Origin of the sequence: Streptomyces sp. NPDC006368, assembly GCF_040612535.1 — a bacterium.
Taxonomy (GTDB): domain Bacteria; phylum Actinomycetota; class Actinomycetes; order Streptomycetales; family Streptomycetaceae; genus Streptomyces.
Genome location: NZ_JBEXQK010000007.1, coordinates 1 through 14,135, shown reverse-complemented (window position 1 = coordinate 14,135; position 14,135 = coordinate 1). Strand labels below are relative to the sequence as shown.

Below are 14,135 nucleotides of genomic sequence, written 5' to 3'. Positions count from 1 at the left end.
GGCGTGCCCCGGCGCGCCCGCCCCTCCCGCTGCGGGCACCTCAGGGCTACGCGTGGCGTGCCGCCGCACCACCCGCCCCGACACCCGGTCCCGCAGGGCCACCGGGGGCAGCGCGCAGCCGCACCACCCGCCCGGCGCCCGGTTCCGCGCCGGGGCCCGTCGCGCGGGCTCGCCCGCAGGCCCCCGGGCCGCCGCCCGCGACGGCGGCGCCGGACCGTCAGGGGGTGTCGTCGCGGGGCGCCGGGGCGTCCCGGTCGTGCCAGTTGGGGTCGGTGTCCCACTGGAGGTTCCGCTCGCGGGCCGTTTCCATCGCGTGGGCGGCCTCCTCCCGGGTCGGGTACGGGCCGAACCGGTTCTTCGCCGGGCAGTCCGGGCCTTCCTCGACCTTCTTGTGCTGGAGGCAGTAGTACCACTCGCCCGGTTTTCCGGCCGTGCGCTTCTTGAACAGGGCCATTCTCGGCTCCTTCCTCTGTGGCCATCGTGCCCCGCGGCGTGCTGGTTAGACTCGCTGCATGTCTGGCCAGTCGCTTCTCGTACCGGGGGAGCTCTCTCCCCCTCGTTCCGTTCCGGGGTCCATCCGCCGCCCCGAATACGTCGGAAAGCCCATGCCGGCGCCGTACACCGGCCCGGAGGTGCAGGACTCCGACACCATCGAGCGGATGCGGATCGCGGGCCGCATCGCGGCGCAGGCGATGGAGGAGGCCGCCCGGCACATCGCTCCCGGGGTGACCACCGACGAGCTGGACCGGGTCGCGCACGAGTACATGTGCGACCACGGGGCCTATCCGTCGACGCTCGGGTACCGGGGCTTCCCGAAGTCGCTGTGCGCGTCCGTCAACGAGGTCATCTGCCACGGCATCCCGGACTCGACCGTCCTGCGCGACGGCGACATCGTGAACCTGGACGTCACGGCGTACATCAACGGTGTGCACGGCGACAACAACGCGACGTACCTCTGCGGTGACGTCGACGAGGACTCGCGGCTGCTGGTCGAGCGGACCCGCGAGTCGCTGAACCGGGCCATCAAGGCGGTCAAGCCCGGCCGCCAGATCAACGTCATCGGCCGGGTCATCGAGTCGTACGCCAAGCGCTTCGGCTACGGCGTGGTGCGGGACTTCACCGGGCACGGGATCAACTCCTCGTTCCACTCCGGTTTGATCATCCCGCACTACGACTCGCCGCACGCGACCACGGTCATGCAGCCGGGGATGACGTTCACGATCGAGCCGATGCTGACGCTGGGCACGCACGAGTACGACATGTGGGACGACGGCTGGACCGTCGTGACGAAGGACCGCAGGCGGACCGCGCAGTTCGAGCACACGCTGGTCGTGACGGACACGGGGGCCGAGATTCTCACGTTGCCGTGACGCCGGAGGCGGGTACGCTTTTACCGACGGGCCGTCGGGAACCTGTTGACTCGGACGACCCTCAGCAGGAGGATCGCGGTGGTGGCGGCTTCGGCCGCCCCTGCCCGTCCCCTCGGCCCGGGAGGCCCGCCTTGGACGCACGCGCCACTGTCACTCCCTTCTCGACGGTCATCCGCACCGCCTCGCACCAGCAGCACACCGAGGCGGAGACCTCCGGCTTCATGAGCGACCTGCTCGGCGGCCGGCTGGGCGTGGACGCCTACGCCCGGTACACCGAGCAGCTGTGGTTCGTGTACCGGGCGCTGGAGGACGCCGCCGGGCGGCTCGTGGACGATCCGGTGGCGGGTCCCTTCATACGGCCGGAGCTCTTCCGCGCCCCCGCGCTGGAGCGCGATCTCGCCCATCTGCGCGGCGGCGACTGGCGCGCGGGGCTGACCGCGCTGCCCGCGACCGTCGCGTACGCCGCCCGGATCGAGGAGTGCGCCCGCACCTGGCCGGCGGGGTACGTGGCACACCACTACACCCGCTACCTGGGCGACCTGTCGGGCGGGCAGATCATCCGCGACAAGGCGGAGCGGACCTGGGGGTTCGCGCGCAAGGGTGACGGCGTGCGGTTCTACGTCTTCGAGCAGATCCCCAACCCGGCCGCGTTCAAGCGGGATTACCGCGAGCTGCTGGACCGGGTGAACGCCGACGACCTGGAGAAGCAGCGGATCGTCGACGAGTGCAAGCGGGCCTTCGACTTCAACAGCGCGGTGTTCCGCGAGCTCGGCGGGGAGTTCCCGCTCAGCGCCTGATCTCCCTGACGCGCCCGCCGAGTTCGATGGTGCCGTCGGGGCCGGGGGCCGTCAGCAGCTGCGAACCCCGGCCCTGCGTGATGTTCAGCGCCCGGCCGAGCCGGGCGGAGAGCAGCAGGGCCGCGGCGCCGGTCGCCTCGTCCTCCACCACTCCGTCGCCGCGCCCCGGGAACGCCCGCGCCCGGACCCGGCCCGCCGCCTCGTCCTCCCACGCCCACGCGTACACCCAGTCACCGGCCGGTGGCACCTCCAGCGCCTCGACCTCCCCGGCCGACGCGTACTGCCGCAGCGTCCTCGGAGGTACCCACTCCGGACGGGCGGTGATCCAGGTGAACTCGCCGTCCTGGCGCACCCACACCTCGCCCGCCGGAGGGTTCACGACCTCCAGGTCCAGCAGCCAGGCGACCCCGACGAGGGGGTGACCGGCGAACGGCAGGCGCACGCCGGGCGTGTAGATGTCGACGGCCCCGCGCTCGGGGTCGTCGACGAAGACGGTCTCGCTGAACCCGAGGTCTTTGGCGAGCGCCTGGCGGGACGCCTCGTCCGCGCGGAGCCGGCCGTCGCGTACGACGCCGAGGAGGTTCCCGTGCCGGCCGTCGGCGGCGCAGAAGACGGCCAGGACGTCGTGAGCGGTGTTCATCCCGGCATTCAAGCACGCGGTCGGCCAGGGGAACGGCGTGAGGGGACACTTCATAGGAAGGGGGACATAAGTGAGCCAACGTGCGCCGCTTGACCAGCACTTGACTGCGCCCTGGGGCGCCCATGGGCCGTCTGTGACCGCTCCGCGCAACCTGTTCGGTTTCAAGGGACGGCACCCGGAACATCCCCGGCACCGACACCACCGCCCTCGACCGGCACGTGTGGGACGCGCGGAAGGACGGCCGGGGGTGGCTGGCGGGCGGGTCGTACCTGGTGGCGCGGCGTATCCGGATGAACGTCGAGACCTGGGACCGTACCCCGCTGCGGGAGCAGGAGGAGATCTTCGGCCGCGACAAGGGCGAGGGCGCGCCCGTGGGCAGGGGCGGGGAGCACGATGAACCGTTCCTGCCCGCCATGAAGCCGGACGCGCATGTGCGGCTCGCGCACCCGGACTCCAACGGCGGGGCGCGCATGCTGCGCCGCGGCTACTCCTTCACGGACGGGACGGACGGCCTGGGACGGCTGGACGCGGGGCTGTTCTTCCTCGCCCACCAGCGCGACCCGCGCACCGGGTTCATCCCCGTGCAGACGGCGCCGGCACGCCATGACGTGCTCAACGAGTAGATCCAGCACGTGGGTTCGGCGCTCTTCGCCGTCCCGCCGGGTGTCCGTGACAAGGACGACTGGTGGGGCAGAGCGCTCCTCGGGTGAGCAGAAGGGACCGACGTTGTTCGGCAACTACCTGATCGGCCTGCGTGAGGGCCTGGAGGCGAGCCTCGTCGTCTGCGTCCTCGTCGCGTACCTGGTGAAGACGGGGCGGCGGGACGCGCTGAAACCGGTGTGGTGCGGGATCGGCGTCGCGGTGGGCCTGGCGCCGGCCTTCGGCTGCGTCCTCGAATTCGGCTCGCAGGAGCTGACGTTCGAGGCGCAGGAGCTGCTCGGCGGCTCGCTGTCGATCCTGGCCGTGGGCCTGGTGACGTGGATGTCTTCTGGATGCGTCGCACCGCGCGGCACTTGAGGGCGGAGCTGCGCGGCAGGCTCGACGCGGCGCTGCGCATGGGTACGGGGGCGCTGGTCGCCACCGCGTTCCTGGCGGTGGGACGGGAGGGCCTGGAGACGGCGCTGTTCGTGTGGGCGTCGGTGCGTGCGGCGGCCGACGAGGCGGGCTCGTCACAGCCGTTGGCCGGCGTGCTGCTGGGCATCGGGACGGCGGTGGTGCTGGGGTGGCTGTTCCACCGGGGCGCGGTGCGGATCGATCTGGCCCGGTTCTTCACCTGGACGGCGGGATGCTGGTCCAGGTCGCGGCCGGGGTGCCGGCGTACGGCGTGCACGATCCGCAGGAGGCGCGGTTCCTGGGCGGTCTGGCGGACAAGGCGTTCGACATCGGCGCGACGATCCCGCCGGACAGCTGGTACGGGACGCTGCTGAAGGGCGTCTTCAACTTCCAGCCGAACCCGACGGTCCTCCAGGTCACGGTGTGGGCGCTGTATCTGGTCCCCGTCCTCGCGCTGTTCCTCGCCCCGGTAGGGTTCGGACGGTCAGTGGGGGTCGAGGAGCAGAAGGCAACCGATGAGAAGGCTGGGTCGGGTGGCGAGGCCCGCGACGGGGCTCGCGGCGGTGATGGTGCTGGCGATGCTGACGGCGAGCGGGTGCGTGACGGTGCACGGCGAGCTGGAGGTCGTGCCGGCGGCGACGAAGGCTGAGGCCGCACGGGCGCTGAAGGACTTCACCGCCGCGTACAACGCCGCCGACAAGGCGTACGATCCGGCCCTCGACGCGGGCCGGGTCACCGGCGCGCTCGGAGACATCAACCAGGCGGGGCTGAAGTCGCGCAGCGTCACCAGCCCGGGCGGCAATCCGAACCACCGGCCGCTGGAGCTGACGGACGCGTCCTTCACGATCCCGAAGAAGGCGGGCTGGCCGCGCTGGTTCCTCGCGAACACCGACTCCAACCGGGACACCGACCAGGGCCCGGGTGACGACCGCTGGCTGCTCGTCTTCGTGCGCAACAGCGCCCGGCAGCTGTGGGAGGTCGCGTATCTGACGATCCTCGCCCCGTCCGCGGTGCCCGTGTTCAAGACGGACGGGGCCGGCTGGGCGGAGCCCGTGGCGCCGGACTCGGCGGCGCTGGCCGTCGCGCCCAAGGACCTGAGCGAGGAGTACGCCTCGTATCTGCGGACCGGCCGGCCGGCGCACTTCGCGGCGGGTCCGCACACCTCGGTGTGGCGGGCGGAGCGCCAGAGCGTGGCGCGGCGGCCGGGGCTGTCGACGCAGTACGTCGACCAGGCCCTGGACACCGGCGACCACGCGCCGCTCGGGCTGATGACCGAGGACGGCGGGGCGTTCGTCTTCTTCGCGATCCGCTTCTACGACCGGCAGACCGCGGCGCAGGGCTACCGGCCGAAGGTCAGCCCGGATGTGAAGGCGCTCATGACCGGCGAGGTGAGGAACACGCTCACCAAGGAGTGGGTGGCCAGCCAGTCCGCGCGGGTGAAGCCGGCCGGGGCGACCTCGGACCAGGTGACGGTGCTGGCCCGGCTTCAGGGCGTGACGTCGGCGACCGGGTCGTAGGGGGTGCCCTGCCGGCGGTCCGTGGTCAGCGGCTGAGCGGCCACGCCACCGAGTGGTGGTCGTGCTCGTCGTCCAGCTGTTCGGCGTGGCGGGCGCAGGCGTCGGTCAGCGCCTCCAGCAGCGTCAGCGGGTCGGGCAGCGGGTGCTCGGGGCCGCGTACCCAGCCGACGCCGAGCTCACCGGGCAGCCGCGCGGGCGGTACGAGGACGTAGGAGCCGCGGCAGTGCCAGCGCAGCCCCGGGTGCTCGTCCATCGTCTCGGGGTGGCAGTCCAGCTCGCACGGCCACCACTCGTCCTCGTCCTCGGGGGTGCCGCGGGTGGCGGTGAAGAACAGCATGCGGTCCTCGCCGGACTGGGCGACCGGACCGACGTCGACGCCCTCGGCGATCAGCCGCTCCAACGCGGCGCGACCGGCCTCCAGCGGAACGTCGAGGACGTCGTGGACCATGCCGGTCGCGGTGATGAAGTTGGCCTGCGGCTCTCCCTGGGCCCACCGCTCGATCTGCGCGCGGTCGGTGGTGGACTGGGTCTGCCAGGCGAAGGAGACGGGGTGGCGGGCCGGGGTGGGGCAGCCGACGCGCTCACAGGAACATCGGTAGCCGACGGGGTACGCGGCGGGGGCGAGGGGCAGTCCCGCGGCGGCGGTGGCCAGGAGCAGGTCTTCGCGGCTCGGCCCGTCGGCGGCGGTCTTCTTCGGGCGCCGTCGCAGCCAGTGCGCGAGTTTGCTCTCCGTGCCGCGGTAGCGGCCGATACCGTCGCCCATCTATCCCCTCACACCTCATCATGCAAGCCCTGCGGTCCCTGCCATGGTCCCACCATCCTGCGCCTCGGGTGACCGGAGTCCCCAACCGGGGTCGGAACGGCGTACGGGATGGGCGGTTATGCCGGGGATTCGCCGGTCTCGGCGCCTCCCCCTCGTCCCGGGTCAGCGGGTGTCGCGCGGGGCGAGGCCGTGAAGGGCGTACTCGACGAGCCGGTCCGCGTACTCGTGCGTGAGCGGCAGGGTGCGCAGCAGCCAGCGGTGGGCGATCGGGCCGACGAAGAGCTCCAGCGCGATGCGCGGGTCGATCTCCCGGCGGACCTCGCCGGCGTCCTGGGCGGCGCGCAGCCGCCGCACGTACAGCTGGAGCTGCGGCTCCAGGAGCTGCTCGACGAAGCGGGCGCCGAGCTCGGGGTTGACGATGCCCTCGGCGGCGAGCGCGCGGGAGGGGGCTTCGAACGTGGGGTCGTTCATCTCGTCGACCGTGGCACGCAGGACGAATTTGAGATCGGCCTCCAGGTCCCCGGTGTCCGGGATCCCGCTGTCGGCGTCGCCGCCGAGGGCTTCGCCGGCCTGTCGCCCCAGGTCCACGAAGGCTTCCAGGAGGACGGCGGCCTTGGAGGGCCACCAGCGGTAGATGGTCTGCTTGCCGACGCCGGCGCGGGCGGCGATGCCTTCGATGGTGGTCTTGGCGTAGCCGGCCTCCCCGACGAGGGCGAGGGCGGCGGCGTAAATGGCGCGGCGGGAGCGTTCGCTGCGCCGTGTGGAGTCGGGCGCCTTGGCCCCGGACGTGGTCTCTGCCATAGGCGCCAATCTAGCAGCGTACGAGGCGAGACGTATCGTCTCTTGACAAGACGATACGTCTCGTTCAATGTGGAGTCCGTCAACCGGAACCGGAGAAGGGAGCTCGACCATGGCCCGTGGTGGAGCAGGCAACATGCTCGGCGTCGGCGGTACCCGCAGGAACCTCCCCCGCTCCGCCCTGCGCGGCAGCGGCGCCGGCCGGGCCGGGCGGGGCGTCGACCCCGCCGCACAGAAGCGGGAGCTGCTGCGGAAGTTGAAGGAGGGGCGTACGGACCACGGCGCCTGACGGACGCCGGAATGAACTCACCCGTACGGTCCGCTGCGCGAAGGCTCCCCACGGCGCACCATGGCTTGCACGCACACACCGTGCGCCCTGCCGTCCGTGAGGAGCCTTCCTTGCCTCGTGACGCATCACCCCGCCGCTACCTGATGTGCCCACCCGCGCACTTCAGGGTGACCTACTCCATCAACCCGTGGATGAACCCGGCGAAACCGGTCGACCTGCCGCTCGCCCTCACCCAATGGGAAGACCTGCGCGACCGTTACCTCTCCCTCGGCCACACGGTCGAGCTGCTGGAGCCCCGGACCGACCTGCCCGACATGGTGTTCGCCGCCAACGGCGCCACCGTCATCGACGGCCGGGTGCTCCTCGCCCGGTTCGCCCACGCCGAGCGCGTGCCGGAGGCCGCGGTGCACCGGGAGTGGTTCCGGGCGCACGGCTTCACCGACGTCCACGAACCGGACCACATCAACGAGGGCGAGGGCGACTTCGCCGTCACCGCCACGTACGTCCTGGCCGGGCGCGGCTTCCGCTCCAGCCCCCTGTCGCACGACGAGGCCCAGGAGTTCTTCGGGCGCCCGGTGATCGGCCTGGAGCTGGTGGACCCGCGCTACTACCACCTCGACACGGCGCTGTGCGTCCTGGACGACGCGGCCGACGAGATCATGTACTACCCCGGCGCGTTCTCCCCGGGCAGCCGCGCCGTGCTGGCCCGGCTGTTCCCCGACGCGCTGATCGCCGAGGAGGACGACGCCGCGGCGCTCGGGCTGAACGCGGTGAGCGACGGCAGACACGTGCTGCTGCCCCAGGCCGCGGTGGGGCTGTACCGGCCGCTGCGGGAGCGCGGCTTCGAACCGATCGGCATGGACCTGGGCGAGCTGCTCAAGGGCGGCGGCAGCGTGAAGTGCTGCACGCAGGAGCTGCGGCCGTAGCGCGCGGGGTTCACGCGGGGGCCGACCGGTTCACGCGGTCGGCCCGTCGTGCGGCCGTGCGGCCGGTCAGTCCTCCAGGGTGAGCTTGAACGTGGCGTAGTCGCCGTACAGCACGAGCTCCGCCTTGCCCTCGGCGTCCTCGTACGCGCCGCTGCCGCCGGTGATCGCCGCGTCGGCACCGTGCGGGCCGGAACCATAGCGGTCGATGGTGTCGACGAGGGTGATGGTGCCGTCGTCGGTCCGCAGCACGCGCTCGCACTGCGTCACGTACCCGGCGCGGGTCACGTTGACGGCGGTGCACCGCGCGGTGGCGTCGCCGATCTTCCTGCCGGGCTTGCCGCGGTCGTTCCGTTGCGGGTGCGAGAAGACGCTCCAGTCGGCGCCCTCCCGCAGCAGCGGGGCGAACGGCTTGGTGTCCGACTGCTTCACGGCCGGCCAGTCGAGCACCGTGGCCTCGCCCTTGGGCACCGGGGCCGAGGCCGCCGGGGCGACGCCGGTGAGGGTGAGAGCGCCGGCGGCGGGCACGGCCGTGGCGACGGAGCGCAGCATGGGACCTCCTGAGGGGTGCCCGGAAACGGACGAGCCCAGCTCAACTCCGCCCGGTCGCGCGGGCAATCGCCGGGGCGGGAGATCACCCGGTGGGCCCGCGCGGTCACCTCATCGGCGGGGCGGCCACTCGTCGCCCCACGCCGCGTCCCGCGCCGCCTTGTACAGCGCGCCGTGCCGCTTGGTCACCGTGTCGCGCCGCAGCCCCTCGTCCTCGGTGCACAGCTCCAGCAGCACCTGGCCCTTGCGGATCTGCGGCCTGCGGACGACCCGGGCGGGCGCGGGCGCGACGGGGAAGCGGGTGGCCACGACGTAGCTGAACTTCTCGTCCTCGTACGCGAGTGAGCCGCCCTTCACCTGGCGGTGGAGGGAGGAGCGGCTGACGCGGGCCGCGAAGTGGCACCAGTCGGTGCCGGGGGCGATGGGGCAGGTGCCGCTGTGCGGGCAGGGCGCGGCGACGCGCAGGCCCGCGTCGATGAGCCGGTCGCGGGCGGCGATGACGCGGGCGTAGCCGTCGGGGGTGCCGGGCTCGACGACGACGACGGCCTGCCCGGCGCGGGCGGCCTCGGTGACGACGGCCGCGCGGTCCTGCTCGGTGAGCTCCTTCAGGACGTACGAGACGGTGACGAGATCGCTGCTCTCGACGCGGAGCGCCGTACTGATCCGGGAGCGCTGCCACCGCGCGCCCGTCAGCCCGGGCACGCCGGACGCCGCCGCCAGCTCGCGTCCCAGCGCCAGCGCCGGTTCCGCCCAGTCCAGGACGGTGGTGGCCGCCGCCGAGTCCCACGCCTCCGCGACCGCCCAGCTCGCCGCGCCCGTCCCGCCGCCGATGTCGGTGTGCGTGCCCGGCACCCACTCCGGCGCCACGTCCCGCAGCGCGCCCACCGCGGCCCGTACCGCCTCGAACGTCGCCGGCATCCGGTACGCGGCGTACGCGACGACGTCCGACCGGTCGCGCAGCACGGGCGCGTCGGTCGGGGTGGTCCCCCGGTAGCTGGCGATGAGCCGGTCGACGGCCTGCGCGGCCTTCGTCGGCGGCAGCCCGTCGAGCAGCCCGGCGAGGGCGTCGCGCAGGGCTTCCGAGACGGAGTCCGAGGGGGAGAGGGAGACGTTCACCGACCTATCGTAGGCGGCCCTCGGAGGGGGTCGGCGTTGCTAGGCTGACGGCCGTCGATCCGCGGGCCGCGACGCGGCGGCCGACCGGGCTCACGGGGGGACCATGGGACGACAGAGGATCGTGCGCATGGCCCTGGCGGCCGGCGTGACCGTCCTGGCCCTGCTGATCCTGCTCGTCACCCGCGGGGGCGGCGGCGACCCGGAGCCCAAGCCTCCCGAGCCCACGAAGAGCGCCCCCGCGAGCACCGGCCCGGGCACCCGGCTCAGCGCCCCCGGCGCGTACGACCCGGCGCGCGGCTGGGAGCTCACCGGCATCTCCCCCGGGTACGCCGTGGACCACGCCACCGGGCAGATCGCCTACCTCGAACGCGCCGGTGACACCACCGGCATCCGCTACCGCCTGCGGACCGTCGACGCCGCGACCGGCGCGCCCCGCTGGACGGGCGGGGAGTGGCGACCGCTGGGCGACCCCGACGACGTGCCGCGCCTGCTGACGCTGGCCAAGGACGACCGGCCGTACTTCGTCACCTGGTCGTACGGCACGCTCGCCGGCGACCCGCCCGCCCCGGCGAGCAGCCTGGTCTCCCTCGACGTGTACGACGCCGTCAACGGCGCCCGGCGGCGGGTGGAGGTGCCGTGGCCGGCCGCGCCGACCGTGACCGCCACCGGGCCGGCCGTCGTCATCAGCGACTCCAGGGCCACCAGCGCGCTCGTCGCCCCGGACACCGGCGCGGTGACCACCGTCCCGCCCGCCGCGCTCGGGTACCCCCGGGGGTGCGCCGACTGCCGCAGGCTCACCGAGGTGCACGGCGCGACCCCGAAGGGCCTGCTCGTCGGGGGCGCCCGGGGCTTCTGGGTGCGCGGCGGCTGGGCGAGCCGCGACCGCGCCCCGTCCGGCGCCGACCCGGCGGGCGGGGTGCCGACCTCGCTGACGCCCGGGCACGTCGTGGCCCGGTGGCAGCAGAGGAAGGGGGCCGGGCGGGCCGCGACGCACGACGTCTGGGCGGTGCACGACGTGCGCACGGGCACGCCGCTGGTGCGGGTGGAGTGCCGCAAGCCGGCGATCGAGCCGGGCGAGTACCCGCGCGCCGTGGTCTCCCCCGGCGGCCGGTACCTGATCGCGGGGAACCTCGCCTTCGACCTGGGCGCCCGGACCGGCCGCTGCTTCGAACAGCCCGACGGCACGCACCGGCTCACACTCGTCACGGTCACCGACGACGGCCTGGCGTACGGCGCGAGCGGCGCGCGGGGCGCCGCCGACGCCCTGGACGGCGGCGGTGACCCGGTCGTGGTGGACCTGGCCACCGGGGTGCCCGAGAGGCTCGCGCCGCAGGTGCGGCTGCCGGAGGCCGAGGCGGCGGGCGTCGGGCTGTTCCGCTGGACGGACCCGCGTGACCGCCTGCACCTGATCGCGTACGCGAAGCGGGGCTAGGTCCTTGTTCCCCTTGTCCGCCTTGTCTGCCCTGTCTGCCTTGTCTTCCCGGGACCGTCAGGGCGTCACGGGTTGCTTGCGCCACGGGCGGCACAGCCCCAGGAAGCAGCCCACCGCGCCGACCGCGCACACCAGTTGCACCACCGCCATGGGGACGGCGGTCGCCTCCCCCGCGACGCCGACGAGCGGCGAGGCCACCGCGCCGATCAGGAACGAGGACGTGCCGAGCAGCGCGGACGCCGAACCCGCCGCGTGCGGGGTGCGCATCAGCGCCTGCGCGTTGGTGTTGGGCATCGCCAGGCCCATCGCCGACATCAGCGCGAACAGCCCGGCCGACACCGGGAGCAGGCCCACGTGGCCGAACACCCCGCTCGTCATCAGCAGCAGCGCGACGGAGGCCAGCGTGATGACCGCCAGGCCGAAGCCCAGGACCTTGTCCATGCTGACCCGGCCCACCAGGAGCTTTCCGTTGATCTGCCCCACCGCGACCAGGCCGACCGAGTTGAGCCCGAACAGCAGGCTGAAGGTCTGCGGCGACGCCCCGTAGATCTCCTGGACCACGAACGGCGAGGCCGAGATGTACGCGAACAGCGCGGCGAAGGCGAGCGACCCGGCCAGCATGTAGCCGGTGAAGACCCGGTCGGCGAGCAGACCGCGCATCGTGCGCAGCGCCTCGCCGACACCGCCGCTGTGCCGCCGCTCCGGGGGCAGCGTCTCGCCGAGCCACTTCCACACCACGAACGTGAGGAGCACGCCGACGCCGGTCAGGATGTGGAAGACGCCGCGCCAGTCGGTGATCCGCAGCACCTGACCACCGATGAGCGGCGCGACGATGGGCGCGGCGCCGGAGATCAGCATGAGCGTGGAGAAGAACCGGGCCATCTCGACCCCGTCGTACAGGTCGCGCACCACCGCCCGGGCGATCACGATGGCCGCCGCGCCCGCGAGGCCCTGGAGCAGCCGGAAGGCGATGAGCGGCTCGATGCCCGGTGCCAGCGCGCAGACGGCGGTGGCGGCGACGTACACGATCATGCCGATGAGCAGCGGGCGGCGGCGGCCCCACTTGTCGCTCATCGGGCCCGCGACGAGCTGGCCGAGCGCGAGGCCGGCGAGGCAGGCGGTGAGGGTGAGCTGGACCGTGGCGGCGGGCGCGCCGAGGGCCTGGGTGACCTCCGGGAGGGCCGGGAGGTACATGTCCATGGAGAGCGGCGGGAGCGCGGTGAGCCCGCCGAGGACGAGGGTGACGAGCAGACTCGCGCGGCGCGGGGCGGCGGACGGCGCCGAGGGGGCGGCGGGGGTGTGTGCTTCGGCGGGTATGTGGGTGGGGCCGCTCTCCGGCATCTCATCTCCTGTTCCGGGCGGGGGTGCGCGCCCTATGCTCTCAGCTCGAACAAGGTTGTTGAAAACTCAAAGGAAAGTCCAGGGGAGGCCGGGATGGGTGACACCGTGCGGTGGGGCGTGCTGGCGACGGGTGGGATCGCGGCGTCGTTCACGACCGACCTGCTCCAGATGCCCGACGCCGAGGTGGTGGCGGTGGGGTCGCGCTCCGCCGCGTCGGCGCGGGCGTTCGCCGAGCGGTTCGGCATCCCGAGGGCGTACGGGGACTGGGCGTCCCTCGCCGCCGACGAGGACGTCGACGTGGTGTACGTGGCGACGCCGCACGCGGCCCACCGGGCGGCGGCCGGGCTCTGCCTGGAGGCGGGGCGGGCTGTGCTGTGCGAGAAGGCGTTCACGCTCAACGCGCGGGAGGCCGTGGAGCTCGTGGGGATCGCCCGGGAGCGCGGGCTGTTCCTGATGGAGGCCATGTGGATGTACTGCAGCCCCGTCATCCGGCGGATGGTGGACCTGGTGCGGGACGGGGCGATCGGCGAGATCCGGTCCGTGCACGCGGACTTCGGCATCGCCGGGCCGTTCGACGCCGGCCACCGGCTGCGGGACCCGGCCGCCGGCGGCGGCGCGCTGCTGGACCTGGGCGTCTACCCGGTGTCGTTCGCGCAGCTGCTGCTCGGTGAGCCCGACCGCGTACAGGCCGACGCCCTGCTGTCGCCGGAGGGCGTCGACCTGAACACGGGTGTGCTGCTCGGCTGGGACTCGGGGGCAACGGCGCTGCTGTCGTGCTCGATCGTGTCGGACACGCCGCTGACGGCGTCGGTGTCGGGCACGGCGGGCCGGATCGAGTTCCCGCGCGGCTTCTTCTACCCGGAGGGGTTCGTGCTGCGCCGGGAGGGGCGCGAGCCGGAGGAGATCACGGTGCCCGGGCGCCGCGACAGCCTCCAGCACGAGGCGGCGGAGGTCATGCGCTGCCTCCGGGCGGGTGAGACGGAGTCCCCGCTGGTCCCGCTGGACGGCACGCTGGCGGTGATGCGGACGCTCGACGCGGTCCGGGACCGGGTCGGCGTCCGCTATCCGTCGGAGGTGCCCGGGGGCGTCACGCGGGCGTGAGTCCGGGGGCGCCCGCCTCGGTCACGAACGACGCGGCCGTCATGACCGGGGCGCCGGGGGTGGTCACCGCGGAGACGGTGCGGAAGTCGGCGCGGGCGCGCTCGGGGGTGAGCGTGAGGGTCAGATAGCCGCGGCGGCCGTTGTAGAACCTCAGATGCGGGTTGGCGCGGGTGAGGTTGTCCCAGTTGGCGGGCTTCTCGGCGCCGTCCTTGCCGCTGCTGACGGAGGTGGCGACGAGCTCGGTGCCGACGGTCCGGGAGGCGGGGTCGTCGAAGTCGGCCTTCAGGTCGAAGGCGTAGGCCACGTGGACGTCGCCGGTGAGGACGACGAGGTTCTCCACGCCCGCTGCCCGTGCGCCGTCGAGGACGCGTTGGCGGGAGGCGGGGTAGCCGTCCCAGGCGTCCATGGAGAGTTTGTAGTCGGGGGTGGGGACGTTGCGCCGCTGG

15 protein-coding genes and 2 pseudogenes are annotated in these 14,135 nt (G+C 73.3%); 9 read left to right on the top strand and 8 right to left on the bottom strand.

Going from position 1 to position 14,135, the window contains the following annotated elements; translation table 11 throughout:
• Positions 1-217: 217 nt before the first annotated feature.
• Complete coding sequence (locus ABZZ38_RS08185; protein WP_356736982.1) at positions 218-454, bottom strand: hypothetical protein; 237 nt, start codon at positions 452-454, stop codon at positions 218-220.
• 58 nt (positions 455-512) lie between these two features.
• Between ABZZ38_RS08185 and map the strand changes: the two genes are divergently transcribed.
• Positions 513-1,370, top strand: coding sequence for a type I methionyl aminopeptidase (gene map / locus ABZZ38_RS08180; RefSeq protein WP_356736980.1), 858 nt, complete (start codon positions 513-515; stop codon positions 1,368-1,370).
• A 131-nt stretch (positions 1,371-1,501) separates the two neighbouring features.
• Positions 1,502-2,167 (top strand): biliverdin-producing heme oxygenase, encoded by a 666-nt coding sequence (locus tag ABZZ38_RS08175; RefSeq protein ID WP_356736978.1) that lies wholly within the window; start codon positions 1,502-1,504, stop codon positions 2,165-2,167.
• On the opposite strand, the gene ABZZ38_RS08170 is transcribed toward ABZZ38_RS08175, so the two are convergent.
• Positions 2,157-2,807, bottom strand: a complete 651-nt coding sequence (locus ABZZ38_RS08170; protein ID WP_356736976.1) for a PhzF family phenazine biosynthesis protein — start codon at positions 2,805-2,807, stop codon at positions 2,157-2,159. The genes ABZZ38_RS08175 and ABZZ38_RS08170 overlap by 11 nt on opposite strands.
• A gap of 142 nt (positions 2,808-2,949) precedes the next feature.
• On the opposite strand from ABZZ38_RS08170, the pseudogene ABZZ38_RS08165 reads away from it, so the two are divergent.
• The 3 genes and pseudogenes from ABZZ38_RS08165 to ABZZ38_RS08155 all read left to right on the top strand — a co-directional run.
• Positions 2,950-3,517, top strand: a pseudogene (locus ABZZ38_RS08165) (Dyp-type peroxidase); the annotation flags it as partial.
• Between the two features lie 16 nt (positions 3,518-3,533).
• Positions 3,534-4,509 (top strand): annotated as a pseudogene (gene efeU / locus ABZZ38_RS08160) (iron uptake transporter permease EfeU).
• Complete coding sequence (locus ABZZ38_RS08155; protein WP_356736974.1) at positions 4,439-5,377, top strand: hypothetical protein; 939 nt, start codon at positions 4,439-4,441, stop codon at positions 5,375-5,377. The pseudogene efeU and the gene ABZZ38_RS08155 overlap by 71 nt, the downstream one beginning before the upstream one ends.
• 25 nt (positions 5,378-5,402) lie before the next feature.
• Here ABZZ38_RS08155 and ABZZ38_RS08150 read toward each other — a convergent pair whose 3' ends face one another.
• Complete coding sequence (locus ABZZ38_RS08150; RefSeq protein WP_356736972.1) at positions 5,403-6,140, bottom strand: bifunctional DNA primase/polymerase; 738 nt, start codon at positions 6,138-6,140, stop codon at positions 5,403-5,405.
• A gap of 162 nt (positions 6,141-6,302) precedes the next feature.
• Positions 6,303-6,941 carry a TetR/AcrR family transcriptional regulator gene (locus ABZZ38_RS08145; RefSeq protein ID WP_356736970.1) on the bottom strand — a complete coding sequence of 213 codons (639 nt, stop codon included), beginning with the start codon at positions 6,939-6,941 and terminating at the stop codon, positions 6,303-6,305.
• 109 nt (positions 6,942-7,050) lie between these two features.
• Here ABZZ38_RS08145 and ABZZ38_RS08140 point away from each other — a divergent pair, with 109 nt between their 5' ends.
• Both ABZZ38_RS08140 and ddaH read left to right on the top strand, forming a co-directional pair.
• Positions 7,051-7,227: a DUF6243 family protein gene (locus ABZZ38_RS08140; RefSeq protein WP_356736968.1), complete on the top strand. Its 177-nt coding sequence runs from the start codon at positions 7,051-7,053 to the stop codon at positions 7,225-7,227.
• An 11-nt stretch (positions 7,228-7,238) separates the two neighbouring features.
• Entirely contained in the window at positions 7,239-8,153 is a 915-nt protein-coding gene (gene ddaH / locus ABZZ38_RS08135; protein ID WP_356736966.1) for a dimethylargininase, read from the top strand.
• 66 nt (positions 8,154-8,219) lie between these two features.
• Here the strand turns inward: ddaH and ABZZ38_RS08130 are convergent, their stop codons facing one another.
• Positions 8,220-8,702: a hypothetical protein gene (locus ABZZ38_RS08130; protein WP_356736964.1), complete on the bottom strand. Its 483-nt coding sequence runs from the start codon at positions 8,700-8,702 to the stop codon at positions 8,220-8,222.
• A gap of 108 nt (positions 8,703-8,810) precedes the next feature.
• Entirely contained in the window at positions 8,811-9,815 is a 1,005-nt protein-coding gene (locus ABZZ38_RS08125) for a small ribosomal subunit Rsm22 family protein (protein ID WP_356736962.1), read from the bottom strand.
• Between the two features lie 103 nt (positions 9,816-9,918).
• Between ABZZ38_RS08125 and ABZZ38_RS08120 the strand changes: the two genes are divergently transcribed.
• On the top strand, positions 9,919-11,247 hold the full coding sequence (locus tag ABZZ38_RS08120; RefSeq protein ID WP_356736960.1) for a hypothetical protein: 1,329 nt from the start codon (positions 9,919-9,921) through the stop codon (positions 11,245-11,247).
• A gap of 57 nt (positions 11,248-11,304) precedes the next feature.
• Here ABZZ38_RS08120 and ABZZ38_RS08115 read toward each other — a convergent pair whose 3' ends face one another.
• A complete protein-coding gene (locus ABZZ38_RS08115; protein WP_356736958.1) occupies positions 11,305-12,588 on the bottom strand; it encodes a Bcr/CflA family multidrug efflux MFS transporter in 1,284 nt (427 codons plus the stop codon).
• A 93-nt stretch (positions 12,589-12,681) separates the two neighbouring features.
• Here ABZZ38_RS08115 and ABZZ38_RS08110 point away from each other — a divergent pair, with 93 nt between their 5' ends.
• On the top strand, positions 12,682-13,689 hold the full coding sequence (locus ABZZ38_RS08110) for a Gfo/Idh/MocA family oxidoreductase (protein WP_356736956.1): 1,008 nt from the start codon (positions 12,682-12,684) through the stop codon (positions 13,687-13,689).
• Here ABZZ38_RS08110 and ABZZ38_RS08105 read toward each other — a convergent pair.
• Positions 13,676-14,135: alkaline phosphatase D family protein (locus tag ABZZ38_RS08105; RefSeq protein WP_356736954.1), on the bottom strand; the 460-nt coding region annotated here is incomplete at its 5' end. The two genes, ABZZ38_RS08110 and ABZZ38_RS08105, sit on opposite strands and share 14 nt — an antisense overlap.